The 26,632-nt window shown below is 46.1% G+C and carries 14 protein-coding genes and 1 other RNA gene; 2 read left to right on the top strand and 13 right to left on the bottom strand.

Going from position 1 to position 26,632, the window contains the following annotated elements; all coding sequences use genetic code 11:
* Nucleotides 1-38 precede the first annotated feature (38 nt).
* Entirely contained in the window at nt 39-1,217 is a 1,179-nt protein-coding gene (locus HXT28_RS03860) for a CAP domain-containing protein (RefSeq protein ID WP_422113287.1), read from the bottom strand.
* Between the two features lie 317 nt (nt 1,218-1,534).
* On the opposite strand from HXT28_RS03860, the gene HXT28_RS03865 reads away from it, so the two are divergent.
* On the top strand, nt 1,535-2,041 hold the full coding sequence (locus tag HXT28_RS03865) for a single-stranded DNA-binding protein (RefSeq protein ID WP_016637155.1): 507 nt from the start codon (nt 1,535-1,537) through the stop codon (nt 2,039-2,041).
* A 134-nt stretch (nt 2,042-2,175) separates the two neighbouring features.
* Here the strand turns inward: HXT28_RS03865 and HXT28_RS03870 are convergent, their stop codons facing one another.
* From HXT28_RS03870 to HXT28_RS03915, 10 genes are all read right to left on the bottom strand, one after another.
* Entirely contained in the window at nt 2,176-4,008 is a 1,833-nt protein-coding gene (locus HXT28_RS03870; RefSeq protein WP_032814342.1) for a proline--tRNA ligase, read from the bottom strand.
* A gap of 78 nt (nt 4,009-4,086) precedes the next feature.
* On the bottom strand, nt 4,087-5,553 hold the full coding sequence (locus tag HXT28_RS03875; RefSeq protein ID WP_422113288.1) for a PIF1 family DEAD/DEAH box helicase: 1,467 nt from the start codon (nt 5,551-5,553) through the stop codon (nt 4,087-4,089).
* A gap of 102 nt (nt 5,554-5,655) precedes the next feature.
* Nucleotides 5,656-6,363, bottom strand: coding sequence for an oligoribonuclease (gene orn, locus HXT28_RS03880; RefSeq protein WP_004117685.1), 708 nt, complete (start codon nt 6,361-6,363; stop codon nt 5,656-5,658).
* Nucleotides 6,364-6,569: 206 nt separating this feature from the next.
* Nucleotides 6,570-8,114 (bottom strand): IMP dehydrogenase, encoded by a 1,545-nt coding sequence (gene guaB, locus HXT28_RS03885; RefSeq protein ID WP_064346923.1) that lies wholly within the window; start codon nt 8,112-8,114, stop codon nt 6,570-6,572.
* 52 nt (nt 8,115-8,166) lie between these two features.
* Nucleotides 8,167-9,270, bottom strand: coding sequence for an MraY family glycosyltransferase (locus HXT28_RS03890; protein WP_064346925.1), 1,104 nt, complete (start codon nt 9,268-9,270; stop codon nt 8,167-8,169).
* A 138-nt stretch (nt 9,271-9,408) separates the two neighbouring features.
* Nucleotides 9,409-10,080, bottom strand: coding sequence for an L-threonylcarbamoyladenylate synthase (locus HXT28_RS03895; RefSeq protein WP_422113702.1), 672 nt, complete (start codon nt 10,078-10,080; stop codon nt 9,409-9,411).
* A gap of 60 nt (nt 10,081-10,140) precedes the next feature.
* On the bottom strand, nt 10,141-11,055 hold the full coding sequence (gene prmC / locus HXT28_RS03900) for a peptide chain release factor N(5)-glutamine methyltransferase (RefSeq protein ID WP_422113703.1): 915 nt from the start codon (nt 11,053-11,055) through the stop codon (nt 10,141-10,143).
* 54 nt (nt 11,056-11,109) lie between these two features.
* Entirely contained in the window at nt 11,110-12,207 is a 1,098-nt protein-coding gene (gene prfA / locus HXT28_RS03905; RefSeq protein ID WP_032814123.1) for a peptide chain release factor 1, read from the bottom strand.
* Nucleotides 12,208-12,356: 149 nt separating this feature from the next.
* Nucleotides 12,357-12,569, bottom strand: coding sequence for a 50S ribosomal protein L31 (gene rpmE, locus HXT28_RS03910; RefSeq protein ID WP_004118797.1), 213 nt, complete (start codon nt 12,567-12,569; stop codon nt 12,357-12,359).
* 102 nt (nt 12,570-12,671) lie between these two features.
* Nucleotides 12,672-23,030: an InlB B-repeat-containing protein gene (locus HXT28_RS03915; protein WP_422113289.1), complete on the bottom strand. Its 10,359-nt coding sequence runs from the start codon at nt 23,028-23,030 to the stop codon at nt 12,672-12,674.
* 998 nt (nt 23,031-24,028) lie between these two features.
* On the opposite strand from HXT28_RS03915, the gene ssrA reads away from it, so the two are divergent.
* Nucleotides 24,029-24,425: a transfer-messenger RNA gene (gene ssrA, locus HXT28_RS03920) on the top strand.
* Between the two features lie 84 nt (nt 24,426-24,509).
* On the opposite strand, the gene HXT28_RS03925 is transcribed toward ssrA, so the two are convergent.
* Nucleotides 24,510-25,433: a hypothetical protein gene (locus HXT28_RS03925; RefSeq protein WP_422113290.1), complete on the bottom strand. Its 924-nt coding sequence runs from the start codon at nt 25,431-25,433 to the stop codon at nt 24,510-24,512.
* 101 nt (nt 25,434-25,534) lie between these two features.
* A complete protein-coding gene (locus HXT28_RS03930) occupies nt 25,535-26,560 on the bottom strand; it encodes a universal stress protein (RefSeq protein WP_016637364.1) in 1,026 nt (341 codons plus the stop codon).
* Nucleotides 26,561-26,632 lie beyond the last annotated feature (72 nt).

A 26,632-nucleotide genomic window follows, 5' to 3' on the forward strand; every position in this document is an offset into this window, starting at 1 on the left:
GCTCAACGTTTGCAGGCTTAACAATGTTTGCAGGCTTATCAACAATGCTTTGCAACTAAAGAATGCTTTGCAAAACGACGCTTTGCAACTAAACGACGTCTTAAGAAAATCCAAGCTACTACTGCTGCAACGCATGAAACAAGCGCGCTTGACAGCACAATAACAAACGGCATAAACCCATGCGTTACACTACTTTTTTTCATAGCACTCGCAAATTTTTTATGATGCTTATGTTTTACGCGCCTTCCATGTTTTTCGTGAGCAACAACCTTTTTCTTAGCTTCCTCATCTTTACGCTGCTGCTCTTCTTTCTTTTTTTGTTCCTCTTCAGCACGCTTTTTTTGCTCTTCGGGAGATTCAGGACCAATTTTGCCATCAGGATAATCAATATCCCCGTTATATTCCGACAGCGTTAGTGCGCCAACAACGCCATAAGGACCACCCGAAGCCTCTCCGTAGCCGAAAGAAATATTGCTAGGATTCAAGATTTGGTACAAGTGACCATTATCTTCGCTAAAAGCTCCTCCTGTGGCTCGCAATGCCGATTCTTCATTCTGAATCCACAGCTGCATAGAGCCAGCAAGATCCACTCCCCAACTTAAATTTTCAGCCCACGCTTTTCGACCCGTATAATCAGGCGCACTCACACCATCTGGACCAAAATGACCAAACTTTCCATGCTGAGCAGTTTCTTGCGCACGACGAAATGCATCCTGCTCATTCGCAGCATCATATTGAATATTATTTACATACGCTTCTTTGCTGAGACCACAACGACTCACATAATCTTGCAAAGGCATACCATTAAAATACGTGCCACGATTATCGTAAAGACACGATCTTGCATTACGAATAGAAGCGAGAACATAACGAGCTACACTGTCAGACTGAATAAAAGCAGTAGTGGAAGCAGTGTGAGTTGTTTGAATGATTGGGTTCTGTTGATATTGGTGCGAATTTTCTACAGGAGAATCAGTAAAATTTGCGAATATTGCGTATGCAGGTAAACTTGCAGTCGAGCACATAGCCAAACACACAGCCAAGCACGCAGCTAAGCACGCAGCTAAGCACGCAGCTAAGCACGCAATTATTACAGCACTCGTACGCACTAATGCATTCTTCGCAACATCTTTTGAAACATGTATTGAAGGATGCGCTAATGCACTTACGCACATAGCAGGCTTATATTTTGCCTCTTCATAGCTGTTTTGCACCATACATATCTTCTTCACTGCATTCAATATTTTCAACACGTCTGCTCAATGTTACCTTGCGATAAGGAATTATGATGCATATACAGATAGAACTATGGGCAGCGTTGCTACATATTTTGCTATGTCAAGAGATGTATTACATTGTGGATACAACATAGCTTTTAACCACAATAGAAGAATTTTCTAGCAAAGTTGTTGCGCAAAGTTCATAGTTATTACTACTGCGGCATTTCCTCATGGCTGCGAAGCTCAGGGGCAATGGTGGCTCTGATTTCGGGGCTGAAATGGCTGCAGTCCAATTTGTGAAAGGATGATACAACATGGCACAACAACAGTCCACGGTGACGATAAGCGGATACGTAGGAGCTGAACCAGTCAGTTTTGGACGTAATGAAAATTTTCCAGCTTGTTCGCTACGCATTGCAAGCACACAATCATATTACCGTAACGATGAGCACCAATGGCACGATAGGCCAACTACATGGATGACAGTGAAAGCATACCGCACTTTAGCTTCAAATGTGCTGAAAAGCGTACATAAAGGCGATGCAATTATGGTCTACGGTAACCTAAGTACCGAAAGCTGGACGAAAGATGGAAATGATTATAATCGTTTAATTTTGGAAGCCTGCGCTATTGGACATGATTTGAATCGCGGAACTACGCAATTTACCAAGCGTACGAATCAATCAGATACCAATAATCAAACTGAAAAAAGTGCACAAACTGAAGAAAATACTCGCAGCGAAAAAAGTGCACAAACTGAACAAACTAACTCTCACTCACACGCTATGAACGACGAATTTGGGGGTGATGCAGATATCTAAAGAAAAGAAAATAAAATAAAATAATATCTCTCGCACCACGATAAACAATAATGCCGCCAGGAATATTACTATTCTTGGCGGCAAATTGCGATTTATAAAAACTTACGCAAGCAAAGCGTTACGCAAGTAAAGCGTTACGCAAGCAAAGCGTTTACTCGCTCAGCGATGCGGCTTGCAGCCTCATCAACTGGAACTGCTTCAACATCAGAACCATCGCGATTGCGGATTTCAATCGTGCCATTATTCACGGTATCGCGGCCAGCTACAGCAATCAGAGGTACGCCAACAAGCTCAGCATCCTTAAACTTCACGCCTGGAGAAACCTTTGGACGGTCGTCGAAGATTACTTCAATTCCCTGCTTACTCAGCTCCTCAACAACCTTCTCAGCAGCATCGAAAGCAACCTGATCCTTGCCAGTAGCAACAACGTGAACTTGAGCTGGAGCAATAGCCATAGGCCATGCGAGACCAGCGTCGTCGTGATGTGTTTCTGCCAAGCATGCGAGCACACGGCTCACACCAATGCCGTAGCAACCCATCCAAACCGGCACAGCCTTACCGTTTTCGTTAAGAACGCTTAAGCCCAAAGCCTTAGAATACTTTAAGCCGAGCTGGAACACCTGGCCGATTTCCACACCGCGTTCGAAGCTCAACGGACCGGAACCATCTGGGCTCATATCGCCGTCACGAACTTGTGCTGCTTCAACAACGCCGTCTGCTTCAAAATCGCGTCCGTACACAGCGTTGTAAACATGCTTTCCTTCTTCGTCGGCTCCTGTAATCCAGGCACTTCCCTTTGCAACGTGAGCATCCATCAAGTAGCGAACAGGATTTGCAATACCCCTACCCTCTTGGCGAGCTTGAGGACCCAATACGCTAAAGCCAATGTAGCCCTTTACAAACTCAGGATGAGACTTCAAATCATCCTCAGTTGCTTCTTCAATTTCTGCAGGAGCAAACTGAGCCTCAAGACGCTTCATATCTACCTGGCGATCTCCCGGAATACCAATAGCAACAATTTCGCGCCATGGCTCCTCATGCTCGCCGCCTTCAGCGTCTGCCGGATGCTTAACAGCAATAATAAGGTTCTTCAAAGTGTCGGAAGCTTGCCATTCGCGTCCATCTTCGCGAGGATGCAAATCGTTAGAAACCTTCACCAAAGCTTCAATCGTCTTAGCATCTGGAGTTTCGAGAGCTTCTGCTGCAGGAGTTGCCGAATAATCAACATCTTGCATTTCTGGAGTGGTCAAAGCCTCAACATTCCAAGCTTTTCCGGAAGGTGCAAGCGCAAAAGTATCTTCACCAATTGGCATTGGAGCCAAGAACTCTTCGGAATCAGAACCACCCATTGGGCCAGAAACAGCGTGAACAATCACGTATTTAATGCCCAAACGGTCGAAAATGCGAGCGTAAGCAGCGCGCTCTTCAACATAAGCAGACTTCAAACCATCTTCGTTAATCGAGAACGAATAACCATCTTGCATAATAAACTCGCGGCCGCGAATAAGGCCAGCGCGCGGACGGAATTCGTCGCGATACTTCGTTTGAATCTGATACAAAGTAACAGGTAAGTCCTTATAGGAAGAATACATATCCTTAACAAGGAGCGTGAAAACTTCTTCGTGCGTTGGAGCAAGAAGATAGTCAGCTTGGTGGCGATCCTTTAAGCGGAAAATGTTATCGCCATATTCTTCCCAACGGTGAGTGGCTTCGTAAGGCTCACGCGGAAGAAGCGCTGGGAAGTGAACTTCCTGCGCACCAATGCCGTTGATTTCGTCGCGAATAATCGCTTGAACCTTGTTTAAAACCTTAAGTCCTAGCGGAAGCCAGGTCCACACGCCTGGGGCAGATTTGCGAATATAGCCTGCGCGCTGCATAAGTTTTGCGGAAGTCACGTCCGCGTCTGCAGGATCCTCGCGCAGCGTACGAAGGAACAGCTGAGACATACGAAGTACATTGGAATTCATGCGTTCCAATCTATGTGCGCATGAGGACATAAACACTTGTTTACACTACTAAACAAACTCACAATACGTAATTTTCAACTAAAACTCGTCATTGAATCCAAACTCGTCATTAACAGTGCTATCCATACTGTCTGCGCTAACAAAAATATCAAGCTCCTGCTGATCCGCAAAATCAACATCTTCTTTTTTAGCAACAAACGCGGAAGCACCCTCGCTAAAAAGCAGCTCACTCGCCCGCCGTGAAGCCTCACGCAAAGATCCGTCGAGCAGTACAGCATCTGCTGAAACACTAAACGCGCGATCGTTAATACCTTCCAAATAAAGTCCGCCCAGATTTTCCACACGCGAAAGCGCCACGTATCCCATTCCGGGAGCGAAAGTTCTACGCAAATCCATTACCGCACTGTCAAGTGTCATGCCTTGAGACTTATGAATCGTAATTCCCCACGCGCAACGAAGCGGCACTTGATTTACGCTAGCAAGAACCGTTTCGCCGTCTGTCATTTCCCAAGCAGCCGGCTTAAGAGTCACAATATTGCCATTTTCAAACTCAACAATTGGCCATCCGCCTTTAGATTCAGGCGCGAACCTCAAAACACGCCCAACAGAGCCGTTTACGTACTGCTTTTCCTGATCGTTTCGCAACGCCATTACAGCAGCTCCAGCCTTCAAAACTAAACGCTCCGGAGCAAGCATATTCTTCTTTAAGCGCTCAACAAGATTCTTAGGACCGGCTTCCGTTGCCACAAACTCGTGGGGTTCCGCATCAATTGCCGCAAGTTTAGCATTATTTAATCCGTCTGCTTGCGAATTCGTTGGGAAAAGATGCACTGCAACTTCGTCATCTTCCGGATACTCACCAAGGCGACTAGCAAGCACTTGCTTGTCGTCGTCACTTACAAGACCGCCACGAATATCCGTTAAAACTTCAAGCAATTTGCCATCATCCTGACGATGCTGCTCAGTTAAGTAGCACACAACAGGTTTCAAAGCATCCCATGCGAAAGATTCCGTAATATAGCCTTCCGGATTTTTGCCGGCAGCAGCATACTTTTCGCGCGACGAAATGAACTCCTCGCTAGGCTCGAACACGTCGCGATTTCGCATAGAAGTGCTTACAGGCGGAAGTTGGAAAAAGTCACCTGAAATAACTACTTGAAGTCCACCGAAAGGAGCTGGATTTTTGCGCACTTTACGGCACACTTCGTCAACCATGTCAAAAAGCCACGCGTGAATCATAGAAACTTCGTCCAGAACGAGCACGTCCGTAGCTTTTATGCGCTTTCCTCGCCGAGCTCTAATGGTTTTAAGAAGTGTATCCGTAAGCGCGTTTGAAACTCCAACTCCACTCCACGAGTGAATGGTTTGACCGTTTAAATGAGTTGCCGCAATGCCGGTAGAAGCAGTTACAGCAACACTTAAACCGTTTTTTCGCATTTCGCGAATAGCTTCGTTTAATACGTAGGTTTTACCTGCACCCGGAGCGCCGGTAATGAACGCGCTCGCGCCAGCGTTGATTATGGTTAGAGCTTCGGATTGCTTCATTGGCAGTACCTTTTATTGCGTTTAATACGTTTAATACGTTTAATACGTTTAATAGTCGCGCTTTGTTTAGTAATCGCGCTTTATTGAATAGTCACGCTGTGTTTAATAGTCGCGCTTTTCTGCGGAATTTACATCTTCTAATGCTTCTCCGCGACGCTCGTAATCACGAAGCAAGCTCGTGCTTTCAATATGCTGCGCACCGGCTTTTGCCTGTGCTTCGCTTGGTCCTGGCGCTGGAACAAACATCATATCGCGGTAGTAACGAAGCTCATCAATCGACTCAATAATATCCGCGAGCGCGCGGTGACCGCCGTGTTTTGCCGGCTTATTGCGATAAACGTCAGGGTAAAGTCTGCGTGAAATTTCCTTCAGCGTGCTTACGTCGATGACACGATAGTGCAGATTTGCCATTAAATCTGGCATGTAACGGTCGAGGAATTTTTTGTCAGAACCAACTGAGTTTCCAGCAAGATGCGCTTTTCCGCGAGCAGGCAGGAAACGCTTTACGTACTCAACAACCTGCTTTTGCGCTTCTTCTAACGGCAAACCGTTCTTATTCCACTCGTCAACAAGTCCGGAAGAAGTGTGCATATTGCGTACAAAATCGTTCATGTGAGCCACAGCAGCATCGCTCGGCTTAATCACTAGATCAATGCCGTCGTCGAGAACTTTCAAATTAAAATCAGTTGGAACTACAGATACTTCGCATAATTCGTCATGGAAAATATCGAGTCCAGTCATCTCGCAATCAATCCAAATTAAGCGCGATTCTTCCGGCGTAAACGTAAGATCTTCCTTAGCTTCAGCCATTTTCGTTCCTTTCCTAATATTTTTTTTGAACCCACAAGCCTACATCTTCGTACCGACGAAGCGCGTATTAAAAACGACGAAAAGCAGGCAAGTTGTGAGGAACTTGCGTAACTTTTCGCCGTTTAATGCAAAATTACTTGCGATTTACACGCAATTTATACGCAATTTAATCGCATACATAGCGCACACCACGCGCACCACGCGATTTAGTTGTGGAAACCGCTGTAGTTTGGCGCTTCTGCAGTCATCACAATATCGTGAGGATGCGATTCGCGAAGGCCAGCATCCGTAATGCGAATAAAGCGACCGCGCTCTTGCATTTCTTTAATATTGTGCGCACCAACGTAGAACATGGACTGATGCAAGCCACCAAGCAACTGGTAAAGCACAGCATTCAGTGGACCGCGATATGGAACTTCGCCTTCAACGCCTTCTGGAACCACCTTATCAGAGCTGGTAACGTCTGCCTGGAAGTAGCGATCCTTAGAATAAGACTTCTTACCGCGAGGAGCCATTGCGCCAAGCGAGCCCATGCCACGATACAGCTTGTACTGCTTGCCGTGAAGAAGAACCTTTTCACCTGGAGCTTCTTCGCAGCCAGCCAAAGTACCACCGAGCATAACGGTGTCCGCGCCAGCGACCAAAGCCTTAGCAATATCGCCAGAATAGTGGATGCCACCGTCTGCAATGCACGGAATTCCAGCAGCCTTGCAAGCCTGAGCAGCGTCGTAAACAGCAGTAAGCTGAGGCACACCAACACCTGCAACAACGCGCGTAGTGCAAATAGAGCCTGGGCCAACGCCAACCTTTACAGCGTCAACGCCGGCATCAATCATCGCCTGCGCACCCTGGCGAGTTGCAATATTCCCACCAATGATTTGCACAGCATCGAAAGCCTTATCTGCCTTAATGCGACGAATCATATCGAGAGCCAAGCGAGCCTCGCCGTTTGCGGTATCAACCACAAGCACGTCAACTCCAGCTTCCATAAGCGCGCACGCACGCTGCCAAGCGTCCCCAAGGAAACCAATACCAGCGGCAACGCGCAAGCGGCCCTGATCATCCTTAGTAGCATCTGGATACTGTTCAGTCTTTACAAAGTCCTTAACAGTAATCAAGCCTGTAAGCTTACCGTCAGCATCAACCAAAGGCAACTTTTCAATTTTGTTATCCGCAAGCAAGCGGTGAGCATCTTCCTTAGAAATATTGGAAGGACCAGTGACGAGATTTTCACGCGTCATCACATCCTTCACTTTCAAGCGATCGTAATCTTCAGAAGCTATGAAACGCATGTCACGGTTGGTAATAATACCAACTAAACGATTTTCGCTATCTACTACCGGAAGACCAGAAATATGGAAACGCCCGCACAATTTATCTAAATCGGCGAGCGTTGCGTCTGGGTGAACGGTAAGTGGGTCGGTAATCATGCCCGACTCGCTGCGCTTAACAATATCAACCTGCGCAGCCTGATCATCAATAGAAAGATTGCGATGAAGTACGCCAATACCACCATTACGCGCCATGGCAATAGCCATATCGGACTCGGTAACAGTATCCATAGCTGCCGAAATAGTCGGCACTTTCATGGTAATTTCGCGAGTCAGCCGAGTGGAAGTATCCACTTCGGACGGAATAACATCAGTTTCGTTTGGAAGCAAAAGGACATCGTCATAAGCGAGACCGAGCTTCTCGAAAATTGGTGGAACAGGAGCATACACGGATTTCGTGTTCATATCAGTTGTAGCCATAGGGTTACTATACGTTTTTGCTATGACGTTTGCCGAAACTCCGCACGAAACGCTACGAATTGCGAAGTTCGGGCAGGCGGCGACGCAAGTACGGCATCATTGTGAGCACAGTAAGTAGCACAGCAGCAAGAATCATGCCAATAAGCACATACACAGCTTTGAAGAACAAAATCATAATAGAGCCAAATGCAATCAGTGCTGCCCATCCCCATAAAATAAGCACAGCACCCTGCACAGAATGTCCAATTCTCAACATGCGGTGATGCAAGTGCATGCGATCCGGATGCATCGGCGACTGCCCTTTGGCAACGCGCCGCGTAATCGCCAGGCACATATCAAGAACTGGCAAAAACAGCACAAGAATCGGCAACAAAATCGGCATAAATACAGGCAAATAAATACTCGTGTGAACGGCGGAAGGATCCAAATGACCGGTCATAATAATCGACGCGCACGTAATTAAGTAGCCGATAAGCATGGAGCCAGAATCGCCCATAAAAAGTTTCGCAGGATGCCAATTATGCAACATAAATCCCGCACACATGCCCACCATAGCAACGTCAATAAGCGTTGCCATTGAAGCGTAGGACGGCGATGTGCGAGCAAGTATATACGAATAAGTTGCGAAAGCAATACCGCCAATTGCAACAATTCCGGAAGCAAGTCCGTCTAGTCCATCCACAAAATTTACTGCATTAATTGAAGCTACGATGAGTATTGCAGTTATGGCGATTGATACGCTTGGCGATGCCGTTACGAGCGATCCGAGCGGCAAAGTTACGATTTGCAACCCTCCCCATGCCACAAAAACAGCTATAAGCAGCTGACCGGCAAGTTTTAGCATCCAATCTAAATCCCAAATGTCGTCGCATACCCCAAGCAGGCATATCATAACAGCCCCAGCGAGCACCACCCACGGCTGATGCGAGCCTGCAAAAAGACCGGAAATAAACGGCATAGAACTAGCGAACGCCATCGCTACTGCGAAACCAAAAAGCATACCTACCCCACCCATGCGCGGAGTTGGAATAGTATGCACGTCGCGCGCGCGAACTTTACCAACAGCTCCCATGAGAATCGCAAGATGACGCACAAGTGGCATAATAAGCCACGTAGCTCCACCTGCGATGGCCGCAATAAACAGGTATACCCTCATCGATTGCATCCTTTACTATGCGATTATTTTGTAAGTTTTGTAGGCTCTATAGGTTTTATAAAATTCGTAGGATTGATCTGAATCTTCTCCTATTTATTTTGATTGTGTCGATCCGACAGTATCGCAAAATTTAGGTAACTAGTTCCGTAAAGCCGCGCGAATTTCGCGCTCCGAAATCACTCCTTCGCGGAAAATCACGATGCCGTCTTCGTTGTTTGAATCTGCACCAACTACCGTGCTTGCTACATGCGAGCGAGTCGGACCTGCGTTCAAATACAGAGGGATTTCGTCACCAAAAGCATCCACTGCTTCTTCGACGCTGTCTGCACTTTCGTTACCGCTGCGATTCGCACTAGAAGCCGCAAGAGGTCCCGTTACACGCAAAATCCGCATCAATGCTGCACAATCTGGTACACGTACACCCTGCGTCGCTTCAGATTGTGCATCATTTTGCGCATCACTTTTATCTGTTTTGCACAGCGTTGCAAGATGCGAAGCAACCGAACCTTCCTTCGCGCGCGCAATCGGAGAATATCCACCTGGAAGGAACTTTTCTCCTAAAATATCAAGCGGAGAAGGCAAATAAAGCCCAAGTTTTTTTAAATCTTCTACTCCGCTCATTAAAATTTGCAGTGCTTTTGCACGAGGCCTACGTTTGAGTTCGTAAATTTTTGCAACCGCTTTCTCATTAAACGGGTCGCAAGCAACGCCATACACAGTGTCAGTCGGCACTACAATTACGCCACCTTCGTTAATAATTTGCGCTGCCATTTGCAGTGATTCTTCGTTGATATTGCAAATTTTGCTCATTTTTGCCTCTTTCATTACCCCTTGCTTCTTATGTTGCTTCTTAGCTTTTTATTCTGCTTCTTATTTTATTGCAAAAGTATATCTTGGTCTGCCTGTTAAATCGTTGCCAACGCACGAACGCACAAAACCTATACTTTCTGCGTATTTTTGAAGCGCATCACCTTGCGAAATATCGTGCTCCATCACCAGCGCTCCCCCGGGACGAAGTAACGAGAAAGCCGCGCGCATAATCTGCTCCGGAATAGCTAAGCCGTCCGCAGAACCGCCGTACAACGCAAGCGGAGGATCATATTCGCGCACTTCAATCTGTTCCGGCACTTGAGTTTCTGGCACGTATGGCGGATTCGTGATTACTAAATCTACTTTGCCGCAAATTTGCGCAAGTTCCGGAGTTAAATCCGAAATATGCGCTTTTGTTGCATCACCAAGCACAGCATGATACCTGCCAAATACATGCAGATTTTCCTGCTTTTTTGCAGTTTCTTCAAAATTTTTTTGTAAATATTGGAAAGCTTTAGGAGATTTTTCTATAGCCCATACTTGCGCATCCGCAACTTCCGTCACAACTGACAATCCGATTGCACCCGAGCCAGCACATAAATCTACTACCGTAGGCTTACTAACACGCGATTCTCGCAGCCAATCCAATCCAGCTTCAACTACCATTTCAGTTTCCGGGCGCGGCACAAAAACACCCTTGCCGACTCGCAAATCTAAGTAGCGAAAAGGCGCATGACCAACAATATGTTGCAATGGCTCGCGAGAAGCACGTCTACTAACGAAAGCTTCATAACGATCAACATATCCAGCAGAAATATGAGCAGAACCAACACCATTACCCATCAGCAATGTCTTATTAAGTTCAGCTAAGCTCACGCCGCATGCTTCCGCAAGCAGTAAACGCGCGTCATATTCTGCCGATTCTACGCCTGCTCGACTAAGCCGCATAGTAGCATTTCGCAAAAGTTCACGCATCATAGAAGCTTAATTTCTACAAAATAATTTCTACAAAATAATGCTGAACCACTGCTACTTAGCTTGTGCTAAACGGTCAGCTTCATCTGCTTGAATATCACTGTCAATAACTGGTTGCAAGTCGCCATCAAGTACTTGGTCAAGATTGTAAGCCTTGTAGTTCGTGCGATGATCCACAATACGATTTTCTGGGAAATTGTACGTTCGGATTCGTTCAGAACGATCGAGCGAACGCACCTGCGAGTGGCGCATATCCGCCGCTTCTGCTGCCTCCTGCTCGTGCTTCATAGCGAGCAAGCGCGACTTTAGCACACGAAGAGCTGCAGCGCGGTTTTGAATCTGCGACTTTTCATCCTGCATACTCACCACAATGCCAGTTGGAATATGCGTCATGCGAACCGCAGAATACGTGGTGTTCACAGACTGTCCGCCAGGACCGGAGCTCATGAAAATGTCGATTTTCAGATCTTTTGGATCGATTTCGATTTCGTCGTCATCTTCGTCTGCTTCTGGGAACACGATTACACCAGCTGCAGAAGTTTGAATACGCCCTTGCGATTCCGTAACTGGGATTCGTTGCACGCGATGAACGCCACCCTCATACTTCATGCTTGCCCACACGCCGTCTTCTGGAGCAGGTGTGCCTTTTGCGCGAATCGCAAGTTGAACGTCTTTTACACCGCCAAGTTCCGTTGAATTTTCGCTCTGGATTACAGTAGTCCAGCCGCGCTTTTCCGCGTAACGCATGTACATACGCAATAAATCGCCAGCAAATAGTGCCGCTTCCTCGCCGCCTGTGCCAGCTTTAATTTCCATAATCATATCGCGAGCATCGTCAGGATCCCTAGGAATGAGAGCTGTGCGAAGCTTTTCTTTTGCCGTTGGAAGTTGCGCTTCTAAGCGCTTAGCTTCCTCAGCAAAATCCGGATCGTCGCTTGCCATTTCGTTTGCGGCTTCAAAGTCGTCGCAAAGCTGCTTGTAGTTGAGGTAAGCGTTTACGATTGAACCAAGTTCCGCATGCCTACGACCGAGTTTACGAATAGCGTCCGGGTTTGACGCAACTTCCGGGCTTCCCATGCGACTTTCAATATCGCGGTACTCCTCTAACGCAGTAACTGCTGCTGGGAACTGTTCATCTACTGACTCAGCCATCATATTCCTTTGTAGTCGCGCCTCAAGCGGATTGTGAATCAAAAATATTAAATATTAAAAATTAAAAATTAAACATACACATATTGAGTACATAAAACGCCAGCCCCGCTTCGCGAAGTTACACGAAAACAGGGCTGGCGTCATAAAAGCTACTTAGTCTTCTTACCGTAGCGCTTCTCGAAGCGAGCCACGCGGCCGCCGGTATCGAGAATCTTCTGCTTGCCGGTATAGAATGGGTGGCACTTTGAGCACACGTCAACCGTCATGTGATCGCCATCAGCGGTGGAACGAGTTACGAAAGTGCTTCCGCAAGAGCAGGTAACCTGCACTGCGTGATAATCGGGATGAATACCCTGCTTCATAATGTCTCCTATGGAATTCGGGCGACCCGGGTCGCAAAGCCCCAATAGCTAAGCGTGAACCGGAACCTTCGCAATTTTAGTCACCACCCTCGACGCACTAAATCAGCTTTCGTTATTTTTGCGTTTACGACGGCGACCAGCTTTGCCTACAGCAAAACCTAATACCGAAAGCGTAGCAGACCAAAGAGCTGCAGTAGACTCATCGCTACCAGTTTTTGCTAACGATGGAGCAGGCTGTGCAGGCTCTTCTTGACGTTCTGCATCTACATGCAACAAAGGTTCCGGCATCGCTATTGCGGTTGGGTACTCTGGTTCCGGAGTTGGTGGTACTGGTGCTGGCGGTACCGGAGTTGGCGGTACTGGAGTTGGAGGTACCGGAGTTGGCGGTACTGGAGTTGGTGGAACAGGTTCCGGCGGTACCGGCTGCGGCTCAGGCGTTGGAGGCACCGGTTCCGGAGTTGGTGGAACAGGTGTTGGTGGCACCGGCGTTGGAGGAACAGGTTCCGGAGGCACCGGAGTTGGCGGTACCGGCGTTGGAGGCACCGGCGTTGGAGGCACCGGAGTTGGTGGAACCGGAGTTGGTGGAACCGGAGTTGGTGGAACCGGAGTTGGTGGAACCGGAGTTGGTGGAACCGGAGTTGGTGGAACCGGAGTTGGTGGAACCGGAGTTGGTGGAACCGGAGTTGGCGGAACCGGAGTTGGAGGCACCGGTTGCGGCTCAGGCTGCGGAGCAGGCGGAACTGGAGTTGGAGGTACCGGAGTTGGCGGTACTGGAGTTGGTGGAACAGGTTCCGGCGGCATCGGCTGCGGCTCAGGCGTTGGAGGCACCGGTTCCGGAGTTGGTGGAACAGGTGTTGGCGGTACCGGAGTTGGTGTTGGCGGTACCGGAGTTGGAGTTGGTGGCACCGGAGTTGGAGGTACAGGTTCCGGCGGCACCGGAGTTGGCGGCACCGGCTCAGGTTGCGGAGTAGGAGGCACAGGCGTTGGAGGCACCGGCTTCTTCTCTTCACGTACCACAGTCATATTCACTGTAATTTCAGCACGCCTACCGTAATTATCTGTAGTACTAAACACAAATGGCACTACGCGCGCACTTTCACCTTGCTTCCAATCAGTAATTGTAGGAATACCAGCCATAGTGCATTGGCTTCCAGAGCAAGATGCTGTTATGTTGTTCATCACATTTCCAGAACCAGCAGCAAGCTGATTGTTAGGTGCATCATTATTATCGGTAAGCTTAAATTTTGTTTGCGTAAACTCACGCGTAGAACCACCAAACGTAAACTTCATAGGCTTCATCTGCTTGAAGTTTGCAGTAATTGTAGTTTCGCGCGTTGGCTTAGGCTTTGGCAACGAAATTTCAGGGTTTATACCAGCATTGCGCAAAATCTGCTTCAAAGCTTCCAAACTAGACTTCTTGGAGCTGCGAATTATCTTTGCAATAAATGGCTTATTCGCATCGTCAGCAAGCTCAGCGAACACTTCTCGCTGATCGTCAATAATACCGCTCATATCAACGCTATAATCATGAGGCTTGTCTGGATCAACTCCAGCATTTTTAAGCAATAACTTAAGAGATTCAATCTTAGAATTATGCGACTTGCGTATAATGCTTGCAACCCAGAACTTACTCTCATGCTCTGCCATGAGCGCCAAAATCTCATGCTCGCCATTAACATTTGCAATTTTCAGCAAATTATTCAAGGCTTCTACAGTACTGTGGCGAGAATTGCGAATCAGCTTAGCAACCCATGGCTTATTGTCACCTTCAGCAAATTTCGCTATCTTCTCGCGCTCAACATCAGTTGCAATAGGATCATTTTTAACTTTTTGCGCTTCTTCCAACAGATGTTGCAATGCAGCCAGCGTTGACGTGTGTGACCTACGAATAACATTAGCAACAAACGTCTTACCGCTCATTATTGCCATACGAGCCAAAGCTTCACGTTCTTCTTCTGTAGCCTTGCGCTTATCTGCTGGAACTGCTGGAGTCTCAGTCGTAATAGAAGTCCAATCCTTAAACACGTAGCCCTTATCAGCAAGCACGTCTGGAACTGGCATTTGCAAATCTTTAGCACCCCTACGCACCCAGTATGTGAACACAGGAGACTTCATTTCTCCGCCATCTCCAGCTACATACGTTACCTTGCTATAGTTCTTTTGTACGAACTTGGCTTCCGCAGTGCCTTCAGCTGGCAAATCGTTATCTGCAATCACGTTAGGCAAAACATGCAAACGAACTTGAACCTTCGTAGTAATAGTTTTCCGTTCCTTAGTCTTAGGATCAACTTCGTCTGTAGGTCGCGTAACATCTACAGTTACTGTGGCAGTTCCAGGCTGATATACGTAAGTATTATAATCTTTAGCATCTTGCGTATTATCAGCGTCTTTTGGCTTTTCACCTTGACCGTCAACGCGATTAATAGAAACGTTAATATTAGGATCGGTGTTATGCACGAGCTTATTAAGGTTTGGAATCGCATCTCCAACGCCAATAACTGTTTCCGGAATCTTTATATCCGAAATACCAGTTTGCTCAGCAACAAAGATTCGCGGAGTTGCGATATCCCACGCGTGCTTCCAATTAACATTGGACTCATTACCTTTAGCATCGTACATACGCCACTTTACGAAACCAGAAAGTAGCTTACCAGTATCGTCTGCAACTTCTTGCGCGAACTTAATATTATCTTTAATATCTTTGCCATGGCGAATATACAGCAGCTTTGGCTTATATTCACCATTGCTCCATCGGTGACCAATTTCTGGAAGGAATATGGTTGCAACGTAACCGTCTGGAATCTTGTCGTTTTCAGAAGCGTCGATTACATTCCTCATAAGCTTATAATGCGCTACAAAAGTAGTGTTTTTGTCAAACTTCTTACCAGCAATTTCAGCATTAGAATATAGCTTAATTTTTGGTGGAGTCTGTACGGTAGTAGGCGTTGGAACCGCAGCAGCAAACAGTGTCATAACAGGAACTGCAGGTGCAGCAGTATTTGTACTATTCGCAATATTTGGCGTATTGGTCGAATTTGCTACAGATGTATCATCTTGCCGCATCTCCCAGCCTTGGAACTCGTAATGGTATCCGTTAGCGTCGTAATCTTTGCCAATAACCTGCGGAGCGCGAACGCCACTAGCAGATCCCTTATACGCATAGTACAACTTGCGTGAACCTGCAGCAAATTCACCCTTGCCCTTCGGTGACTCACTATCATTCTGAGCATTCTCAAATTTGACTTGAACGTAATATTTTGGATTATGAACTTTACTAAGTTCAGCATTAGCACCAGTTTGCGTAGTCTCCTGCGTAGTCTCCTTCGGCAAGCTTTCCGGGTACATCAGCTGATAAATAACCTTAAGGCGAGCAACGCGCTTATACTTTTTAGGTTCCACTCCGTCCTTGTAATTGACTGTAATCTTTAGCGGCACAGTATACAAAGAAGGCTTAGAAAGCATCTTCTTCTCAAAGTCTTCTGGCTTCTTACCTTTAGGCAAATCGTATTCGATTGTTACATCCTTTATCTCGCCCTTAGTTTCTGCCTCTTCTTTCAAAGCAGCAAGATTTGTCAAATACTCGTCTAACTTTGGAAGCGTGTCACGCTTATCTTGCACAGCAACCAAGTAATCAGTCTGCACATCTGGCTCTGTCCAATCCTTTTGATCTGCCACGAACTCTTGGAATGATTCATTGACTTTCCAGCCGTCTTTCCAATCACCAGTCACGTCAGCAACATCTTTAACTTCAGTAACTTTCTTACCGTCATTAAGCATGCTGCTTCGATTCCAAGTGCCAGTAGCATTGGTTAGGTTTGCTTTAAGCTTCTCCAAAGCATTAGTAGGGTCGCTAGAACTGTAAGGAATTTTTGAAATATCAGTGCCCTTCTTTACATAGAACACCTTAGGACCACTTGTTTTGTCATTCCACAATCGTCCTGGAGCAGGCTTGAAGATTGCAACTACAGCATCCTTAGGAACTTCACCACCGTCAGACGAATTGGAGAAGTAGTCAATCTTCTTGTAAACAGCGTGGTAAGTTACACCGTTTTGCAAATTCGCATCCGTGTAGCGGTCGCTTGAATTTATGTCAAACTTCTGCTCTGGATTTGGATTCGCAGCAGTCGGCTTTACAACCCTAGTCGCCCAGCCCTTAAACACATAGTGGTAGTTATCTTTACCATGATCCATGCCGAAAGCTTGCGGCACGCGGATTCTAACATCCTTACCTTTATAAACGTACGCAGTAAGCGTAGTCGTTCCGCCGGTAGAAGGAGTAGTGCCAGTCGTATCATGACCAATAATAGTGCCTTCATCGTTACTACCAGTAAAGGTAATAGGCGCATATTCGGTAGCGTGCTTACTGCCGTAGTCGCTAGTCTTAAACTTTTCCCAATCGCTTTCGTACACCAAATCTGGCAGCACGCGGTACAGCACTTCAGCTTGAGCAGTGTTGCCGTTAAGAGCTACTTGCACTTTAATCTTGTGCAAGCCCGGAGTGCTGTCAAACTTTTCGCCAGGCGCAAAGCTGAACGTAGCACCCTCTGGATACTCCTTAGCATTCGTTATAAGCTTCTTAGCAGACTCGCCACTTCCGGTACTAATCTTCTCAATTGGCGTAAGCACTTGCGGAGCTGCAGCAACAGGAGCCTTCAGCTTGAATTTAGCAGTGTAAATTACTTCAGGGCTGTTCTGCTCTTCGGAGCGAATCGGCAAACGATTTACGCCATCAGAATACTGAAGCTCCGTAGAACCAAGAGTAGACGAACCGATTTTCGAAGTCCAACCAGCAAACTCAAATCCAGGCTTCGCTTCCACTGTTGGAAGCGGCATCTGGTATGCCTTCGTGCCCTTAATCGCATCGTACACAAGAGCAGAGCCGTCAGCTACATTGTTTCCTTGCCAGTCAACAACGCTACCCATAGAGCCTTGACCATCGGCCACTTTGAACACGTAACGCGTGTAGTGATCCGGGCGATACGGAGGCTTCTCAGCATTAGGATTCTCAGCATTAGGATTCTCAGCAATATACTTGCGCTTAAGCACGCGAACGTCTTTATATCTGAAGGTGATTGGTTTCTCGCCAATCTGCTTGCCATATTCGTCAGTAGCGTATTCAATATTCTGCTGCGTAGTTTCCGGCATAAAGCCTTCAATCGGCTTGTAGAATGCTACGTCGTACTTTCGATTTACAGAGCTGACTTCGCTTTCAGGAAGAAGCTCATTGCCGTCTTGATCAATATACTTTACCTTATACTTGCGCGTATTGTACGTTTGGTAAATAAACTCGCCAGTATTCTGCTTCTCATTGCTCGAGGCTTCAAAGCTTGTGAACTGCTTATCTGGGAAGTGCGTTTCGTCACTGTAGACTGCTTCCGCATTGTAGCGCAAATGCTCGCGCAAACCGGAAACCGTTTGAGTAGAAATGTGATCCACCATCGCGGCTTTGGCTGTATCATCAGTAGCATTCTTATATTCAGCAAACGTGTACCCTGGCTTTAAGAATATGTGCTTAAAAGTACCGTTGTAGCGAGTATCCTTAACCCACACTGCATCAAGCGTTATATCTTCGACTACTTTGTTGCCAAAAGCGTACGGCAAAATCTTGCCGTTCTTTTTAATCTCCCAGCCGTAGAAGTCGTAGCCTTTGCGAGTTGGGGTGCCTATGTCATTCTTTTCGTCAATAACATGGTAGCGAGGGAACTTCGTTTTCGTAACTACGTCGGAGTTCTCTATCTCATTGCCGTTGTCGTCGGTTTTCGGCATATGGTAGTCAAACGTTACAGTGTGCTGAATATCAGTTGGAAGACCCCACGCAGCGTAAAGCTTAATGCCGTTGACTGGCATCGTAATATCTTTAGCTTTGCCTTTATCTTTGCTTCCAGCTTTGCCGTCGCCTTCAGTACCTTCACTATTGTCATTTATCTTGCCATTTATAAGATGAATACCGGCTTGATCAACAGCCCAGCCTTTAAACACGTAGTCTTCTGGCAAATTTTTAGGGCGAACGATGGAGTACTTAGTACCATTAAGCGTGAAAGTGTATCTGCCATCGAACTGCTTAGAAATATCGTCAGCATCGTCTTTAGTTACAGAAGCATCGTAAGACGTATCGTTTCCGTATAGCTCTTTGTCTTCGCTCGTCAAATCTTCGCCCGTCAAATCTTTTTTGCCGCGCTTAGTCAAGCTATACTCAAACGGCAGTTTTTCTTTAGCAGCGACATTGTCTTTTGTTATAGCATTGCCGTCCGCATTATAAAACCGCACGAAGTACTTCTGGCGGTCGTACCTAAACTCAAGTGGTTTGTTATCATCAAATTCAGTTGCATCATCACTTTCATAATTTTCTTGTTCATCTACTGGAACGCCCCTAAATTTTCTAAATGCTAAATGATACTTTTTAGCAAAAGCTTTCTGCTCATCCTCACTTAAATCATCCCAATCCCCATGAGCATGAGATTCGTTATACCACACTTCCAGATTATCTTTAAAGTCTGATTCATCAAGGGCACCACCAACTCTTGCCGTATCATAACCATCAGCAGGATTAAAACCAGCAATAGATGGAGCTGGATAATCATAGTCATTGCTAGGAGTATCATCTTTGCTATAAGAATCGGTAGAAAGCTCATAATCGTCCTCGCTTATGTCACCACCCTTTTTAGCAGAGGCAATACTTTGCTTCCTAATAATCACCTGTATAGGCTGACTTTGATCACTGCTATCAGCAGTAAGCAGACGCTGATTATCTTTTAACTCGTGTGTAACTTGAGGGTTATGCTCAGGGTCATCGCTAATTTTAGGTATTACTTTGTCTTTTGGATTTTTTTTAAAAGCAGCACGCCAACGAGGGTCAGCAAATTCTTCTTTAGTAAAACGATACGGAGGAGTGTCACGATACTTTACAACCCCTGCAAATCCAAGCTGCCACCCTAAAGAGCCTTTTCCCTCTTCACTAAAATATAATTCATTTACATCAGGCCAAATATCAGTAAGCTTTTGACCGTAACGAACATTTACGCGGTAGCCTTTATGGTTAATCTCAGTGCCATGCTCATCCTTGTCTTTACCAACATACTTATCTGAGCAACCGCCACCGCCAGCATAGCAATAAATAGTTGTTTTGCCGTTTTCATCTTTTCTTTTTATAGCAGCATTGTCACCATTATCTACGCCAGCCGGCTTAGCAAAAATAAGCTCATAAGTATTGCGGTCGTAAACTAAGTTGAGGGTGTTGTTTAAGTCGTCCGCGCAAAGCTGCGATTTACTACGTTTGCCTAAATCTGGGCGACCCGGCACAAAATCATGTTGCTCATTGTTAAGCTTTTTAGTAAGATCCTTATTCACGTGGAAGTAGCGCGTGAATATGTCCTTGTAAACTCTATTATCCCAATTAGGGGTTTTAGCATCAATAGGACCTGTAACATAATTACCGCTAGAATTTTTAAGGTAATTGCTTTCGGCACCAGGATTCGTGGTATCATACCCGTCTAAGTCTGTTACATGCGTATCGTTCATCCAGTTGAACTTTGCAATTAAGCCAGTTTCGTGTTTAGAATCTTTGCCTTGCAACTCTTCTTTAGTTAAGCCAAGCTCCGGGTTCTTTACATAATCAGTTTCGTCTGCGCCATTAAGCTTACTAGCATCATCAACAACGCCAGCATCATTCATCTTATCAAGCGCAACTTCACTGTCTGTTTGCACATTCTTGCGCTCAACAAGACCAACAAAGTCGTAGTTTGCAAGCGAATCCGGATGCTCTTTATCAACCAAATCCGCCTTCTGCACCCACACGTTCACGCGGTAGCTGGTAGTATTGTTAGCCGACCATATCGCGCGGAATTGCACATTGTGATCCGGCATCGTATAATTAGCCGCTTCATTAGTTACAGACCTATTAGAAGCACTTGAGCGATTAGTATTATCCACAGAACGATTAGTACTATCCACCGAACGATTCGTATTATCCACCGAACGATTAGTACTATCCACCGAGCGATTATTATCCACCGAACGATTAGTATCCACCGAACGATTAGTATTATCCCCCGGTTGTACTAACTGCCACCCCAGGAACTCATGACCACGATACGTAGGTTCTGGAACCTCAGGCACTTCCTGGCCATAATACACTTTTTGAGCAGTAACATCCGTGCCGCCAGCAGAATCGTAAGTAACTTCATACGCTTTACGGTAGTAGCGAAGGTTCAAAACAAGCTTGTCGCTTTCATCTTCAGAATCCGAAAGCGGCGAGCTAATAAGATTGTGCTCCGGTTCATAGCCTGGAATATACGTTGAAACAGCTGTTACATCCGAGCCAACTGTGCCAGTAATCTCCGTAACGTGAATAACTTCTGAAGTTGTTGTAACGTTGCCTTTCTTGTCTTTAGTTTTATGTTCTACAACAATAGGCTTGCCAATATTAGGCGCTTCATCAAACTCATCTTTATTTTTAAGACTTTGCACCAAGTGACGCACATAGTACTTAGCTGTTTTAGGAGCGTAGTTGATGTTCAACTCGCCGTAGTACTGAATGCCATCTTCTGCTTTTGGCTGAGTAGAGGATGAAGATTGCGGATTTGTCTGCGAAGGCGTTGTTGTTTGAGACTGCGGAGCTTGAGCGCCGTTATTGCCCCCAACAGCCGGCCTTTCCTTTACAGCGTAATCAGTAATCAGCTTCTTGCTCAAACGCAAGTAGCGAATAGCATCCGCATCCGTGCCATCGTCAATAACGAACTTGCTGTTATCTCCCTCACCTTTTTTAACGTAGTACTGGTAATCACCAGAATGATATACGGATGGGCGGTATCCAGCAGACTTTGGAAGCTCAATGTATTCGTACTTGCCATCTTTATCAAGCTTATTCAACTTTTCAACGTCAATCGTAAGCTCGTACGGCTGCACAAGCTGCTTATTCGCAGCGCCACCAATCGTATAGCGAATTTTCAAATTGTACGTAGCTTTTGGCTTTTTGTCGGTTTGTACCTGTTTGTTGGCTTGCTCTGTACTCTTCGCCTCTGGATTATCTGTATTCGGCTTAATTACCTGGCTGTTTGCATCAGTTGCTGCGTTATTAGTTGTTGTTGTACCAGCGCCCTGTGTGCCAGCGTTCTGCGTAGAAGCAGGTGAAGGCGTTGGATCATTGCTCGAAGCAGACCTAGGCTCTGAAGCATGTGTTGAGCCAGTAGTTGAAGGCGTAGCGCTTTTATCTTCGCCTGTGGCACCTGTAGTTGCACCTTGCGCATTATCATGCGAACCTTGTGCAGCGGCAGCGCCTTGTGCAGTTGGCTTTTCTGCACTTGGCTTAGCTGTAGTTCCAGCACCAGCATTAGATTCTGCACCTGCCGAAAATGTGGAAGCAGAAGGTGCAGGTGCATTATTTGCAGGAGCCGCAGTCGGAGTTGCAGGTGCATTATTTGCAGGAGCCGCAGGAGCACTTGTTGTTGTAGTTACACTACTCCTATCAGAAGCACTATCGCTGCTCTCAATAGACCTACGAGCACGCACCTTTGTTGTATTTGCATCGCTTACTGTATTAGTATTTTCTGCGTGAGTGCTTGCAGACTGTGCGTTTGTATTCTGCCCTGCTGCAGGTTTCGCAATTTCAGTATTTACAGGCTGTTTATTTTCAGTTGGCTTAACCTCTGCCGGTTTAACATCACCAGCATTTGTTGGTTGCGTTGTTCCTTCTGGCTGCTTTGCTTCTGCTGGCTTCGCGGCTGGCTGTGCGTTTGCAGGTTGCGCGTTTGCTGGCTGTGAATTTTCTGGCTGTGAATTTTCTGGCTGTGAATTTTCTGGCTGTGCGTTTGCAGGTTGTGCGTTTGCAGGTTGTGCAGGTTGTTTCGCTGCAGGATTCTCAGAATTACCAGAATTATTCGCCTTATTGTCAGCTGCAGAATTAGAAGTATGAGCAGAATTCTTAACAGCACTTCCAACAGAATTCTTACTCACTAATGTCTCATGAGGATGAGAAACAGAAGCTTGCGAAGATGCCCCAAGATTCCCGCCAAAACTATGCCCCTCTGGAGATTGCTTAACTTCACCAATCTTCTTAGTCTCATCATCCTTAGTGGATTCCTGAGCTTGTTGACTATCCTGAACTTCACGAGCCTTCTCAGCTTCGCGTTGTTTTTGCAACTCAGCTTCACGGCGAGCAAGTTCTGCCCATTTCTGCGTTTGCACACTCTTGTGAAGCACACTAGCGCCCCAACGCTGCATGTTCAATTCATCTGGATCAGGCTTGCCTTTGCCCATATTTTGCGTCATATGAGACGCGTCGATAATATCTTTCTGAGTAGGCTGCAACGCCGAAGCTACAACAGACGGCAGCATCATCGCTAAAGTCGAAGCAACTGCCACACCTGCAACACCAGTTCGCAAAGCACGAGAACGCTTAACAGCACGAGCTTTGCGAAGTGTTTTCTTTGGCATCTCACTGTGTAACTCGCTACGATCTACCATCGCTACTCCTTATCTCACAACCTCAGTACAGTGCATATTGCGCATAAATATGCAACTACTCAATATATGCGTACTGTATACAAGCACAGCGCATGTGCTCAAAATAAACACAATGTCAAACAGCTCTATGCAATACCACCAACTTATTGCATAGGTATGCACAGATATGAACCATGCATAAAAACATTGACATACACAGTTTGCGAGCAACCAACAAAACCGCTGTATCTAAGCACCCTTTACATAATACACCAAAACCCATACCCCCCCCCCAGAGAATTTTGTAAAAAATAATACGTTTTTGCATAAATTTTAAAAAATCCATAAATGCTCTGTAAATTACCGGCAAATATAGTCAAAAACCACAAAAACAACAACAAACACCGGAAAAATTACCGGAAAATGCGCGACGACCTGTTTGAGCGCTATTCCTCACGGCATAGCCGTTCGGCTGATTTGCGAATCGACGACTTCGAGCTGCATAATGCGCGAAAAGTCACTTCGATTCGCTGAGCTTGCTAAGGGTTGAAAGCACAGTGTGCTTTCAACGCAAGCTCAGTAGCGAATGCGCTTAGATCGCGCGAGCGTTACACTCCACCCAAGTCCACAATCTCGGGATAAAGTGCGAGCAAATGTGTACTTGCACTCCACCCAAGTCCACAAACTCGCGGAAGTATGCGCGCGTTTGGGGACTTACACACGCTCTAAGTAAACAAACGCGCGCGACGACCTGCTTGAGCGCATAAAGCGTAGCGCGCGCGAAAGCAATTCGGAGCGCCGAGCTTGCTCAGGGTTGAAAGCACAGTGTGCTTTCAACGCAAGCGAGGTCTGCCTTCGTCAATAAAGACGAAGGCAGGGCAGGTTAGTGTGGTTGTATTTTAGAAACTAGGTTGTGGTTGGTGTGCGCTGACGACTTGCCTGAGCGCAGCACAGCGCGCAATATATGATACAATGTGAAAACGTGTGCTTTAAAGCAACGATTGTTTGAAAAATCAAAAGGGGTCGATCGGTTTCGACGGCGATCTGTTCGCCGCGGGGAAGCGTGCCGAGAATGCGAAAGTCCACTCGTAAACGTCCTTTCGCAAAAGAATAAGTGCTAAATCTAATCGCACTGAGTTCGCTCTCGCTGCCTGAGCTTCGCGCCAGGATTAACCAGTGAGCAGCTGCTCCGTTCACCCACTCACGTCTTCGGGGTGGTGCTGAACGTCATGAGAAGACTTGCTTGAATTGCCGGGCTGCAGGGCAATTTAGGGACTTTTTCTGTAGATATGCTCGCCATGAATTGTCTGCGATAACATGGGGGCAGAAAAACTGCCGCACGGCCAGCAGACTACGCACGTAGAAGACCGAGGGTACGGTCACCGGACCGGGGTTCAATTCCCCGCGACTCCACAAACGCAAAAACGCCACTGCTCACACAGTGGCGTTTTTTGTAGCAAACCCCAATGTTTTCAACACTTTTTGTGTAGATAAAACAAACTAGAACAATGGTGGCTGGCTTGATGCAGTCCTATGTTCTAAAACTTGCTTAATAGAAACATATTGAGTCGTCAACATGCCATTATTGTCAATACTTTTACGAATCAGCATAGCAACTTTATAAATATCGTTCTTTCTAAAAGACTCTTTACCATCATTCAAACGCTTAATAAAATCCCTATCTTCAACCTGAACAAACTGAGTTTTCACACCATCAGTAATACGCCATCTACCACCATCACGGAACGAAATATCTAACGCTTGCACCACCATTTTAATGGTACTCTCCTCAGTTTTGGTGCTCACAGACGAATACTGCGATATTCCATACGCGTCTTCAGAATCTACAGTTTCTGCACAATAATCATCGCTAAATGTTACAGAATCAACACCATCAGATGTAGCAGGTTCAACAGTTGCCTTCAAAGCCTTCAAATATTCTTCATTTGTTAAAAGCTCAACAGAAGCCTTGTAAGTAGTCAACTTAGAGCCATCTGGAAACTCTAATTTTACGCACTCCAACCCAGTACGTTCATCTGTTTTATCAGGAGTCTGTTTTACTGGAGCACCCTTATGCAAAAAATGCTTAACAATTTTAACTGTTTCTAAAAATGCACCCACAATGGCAGCCACGTTAATTGCAGCATTTACTTGAGGGCTAGTAAACAAATCAACAATGCTATTAGTAACACTCGCAATAAGATCAATATTAAAAGAACCCTCACGAGTAGCCTTTGCTTTCAACGATATAACACAATTAGGAGCGGTATGAGCTTGAATTTTTTCAAACGCTTGAGATAATGCTAAAAGTGCAGGAGCAAGCTGCTTAACATCCATTTCATGAGACTGCAACGCAATACCATCATACTTAACAGTAAAATTCGCGCTATTTTCAGAATTAAGAACCGTTACATTACTATCCATTACTCACTCCTTTCATTAGACATATATTCTACTATTAAAAAGTAAATATTTGCGATTTGGCTTATTAAACGCGCGCAAATGTTAGTAAATGCTAGAAAACGTCAGCGAAGCGGATCAATCGTCTGCTCAATCTCTTTAGCTGCTTCTACCCCAGCCTTTGGCACATCAACTTCATGCACTCCGGAAATATCATCAACAGACGCTTCCGTATGTTGCTTCTGTGCTTCCGCAACTTGCGCAGCATTATATTCCACATACTTACGCGGAACCACATAGACAGGTCTTGAAGAATGCTGTAACAAGCCTTGGCTGATAGAACCAAGCAGCAAGCCAGTGAATCCACCACGTCCACGAGAACCAACCACTACGAGATCATGATTCAAACTCGCTTGAGTTAACGCATCAACAGCAGAGCCAGGTACCACAGTGCGATGAATCTGCAAATTCGGCAAATTCTTCAAAATCGGCTTCACACGCTCCTCAAGATCTTCCATATACGATCCCATCACAGCGGTATCACCTTCAGCACCTTGCACACTAGGGACTGCAGAAATCACATCAAGCTCCGCATTCCAACTATCTGCTAAATTAGCTGCAATTTCAAGCGCTTTAAGACCCCACTTAGACTCATCAGAACCAACAGCCACTCGAGTAATGGTATTGTTCAAGTGAATACGCTGACCATCGTCATCAGTATAAGGCACAACAACAATTGGGCAATACGCGTACGCAGGAAGCGACGAGCTAGTCGTTCCAAGCAAACGTTCCGCCAAACCACCCTTGCCACGGTTACCAATCACAATAAGCTGATAGTTGCGCGAAAGTTCAACGAAAACTGATGAAGGGTCACCAGTAACAATCAAAGTAGTTGCATCAACACCTTGTTCAAGAGCCACAGCTTTTGCTTTTGAAAGAATTTCTTGCGCATCGTGATGAGCTGCTTTATCGTCGCCGATTGCAGTATACGTAGCATCAAATGAAACTGCAGCATAACTTGGCAAAGAATAAGCACAAACAATCTGTAATTGCAAATTAGCATGCTTTGCATAATTTGCCGCCCACCACACTGCCTTATAACTCGCGTGAGAACCATCAACTCCAACCAGCACAGCCTTTTCGGGAACCATACGCCAACCTCCTCATATAGCACTTGTAACAACAGCGTCACTTGTGTACAACATGTACTCACTATTGTAGCG

This window comes from Gardnerella washingtoni, assembly GCF_049262705.1.
Lineage (GTDB): Bacteria > Actinomycetota > Actinomycetes > Actinomycetales > Bifidobacteriaceae > Bifidobacterium > Bifidobacterium vaginale_D.

Excerpts from the sequence above, each read along its gene's own strand:
- HXT28_RS03860 (WP_422113287.1), bottom strand. The coding sequence starts at position 1,217 with ATGGTGCAAAACAGCTATGAAGAGGCAAAATATAAGCCTGCTATGTGC.
- HXT28_RS03890 (WP_064346925.1), bottom strand. The coding sequence starts at position 9,270 with ATGAGGGTATACCTGTTTATTGCGGCCATCGCAGGTGGAGCTACGTGG.
- prmC (WP_422113703.1), bottom strand. The coding sequence starts at position 11,055 with ATGCGTGAACTTTTGCGAAATGCTACTATGCGGCTTAGTCGAGCAGGC.
- HXT28_RS03915 (WP_422113289.1), bottom strand. The coding sequence starts at position 23,030 with ATGGTAGATCGTAGCGAGTTACACAGTGAGATGCCAAAGAAAACACTT.
- HXT28_RS03870 (WP_032814342.1), bottom strand. The coding sequence starts at position 4,008 with ATGAATTCCAATGTACTTCGTATGTCTCAGCTGTTCCTTCGTACGCTG.
- HXT28_RS03930 (WP_016637364.1), bottom strand. The coding sequence starts at position 26,560 with ATGGTTCCCGAAAAGGCTGTGCTGGTTGGAGTTGATGGTTCTCACGCG.
- HXT28_RS03925 (WP_422113290.1), bottom strand. The coding sequence starts at position 25,433 with ATGGATAGTAATGTAACGGTTCTTAATTCTGAAAATAGCGCGAATTTT.
- orn (WP_004117685.1), bottom strand. The coding sequence starts at position 6,363 with ATGGCTGAAGCTAAGGAAGATCTTACGTTTACGCCGGAAGAATCGCGC.
- HXT28_RS03865 (WP_016637155.1), top strand. The coding sequence starts at position 1,535 with ATGGCACAACAACAGTCCACGGTGACGATAAGCGGATACGTAGGAGCT.
- rpmE (WP_004118797.1), bottom strand. The coding sequence starts at position 12,569 with ATGAAGCAGGGTATTCATCCCGATTATCACGCAGTGCAGGTTACCTGC.
- HXT28_RS03895 (WP_422113702.1), bottom strand. The coding sequence starts at position 10,080 with ATGAGCAAAATTTGCAATATCAACGAAGAATCACTGCAAATGGCAGCG.
- HXT28_RS03875 (WP_422113288.1), bottom strand. The coding sequence starts at position 5,553 with ATGAAGCAATCCGAAGCTCTAACCATAATCAACGCTGGCGCGAGCGCG.
- guaB (WP_064346923.1), bottom strand. The coding sequence starts at position 8,114 with ATGGCTACAACTGATATGAACACGAAATCCGTGTATGCTCCTGTTCCA.
- prfA (WP_032814123.1), bottom strand. The coding sequence starts at position 12,207 with ATGGCTGAGTCAGTAGATGAACAGTTCCCAGCAGCAGTTACTGCGTTA.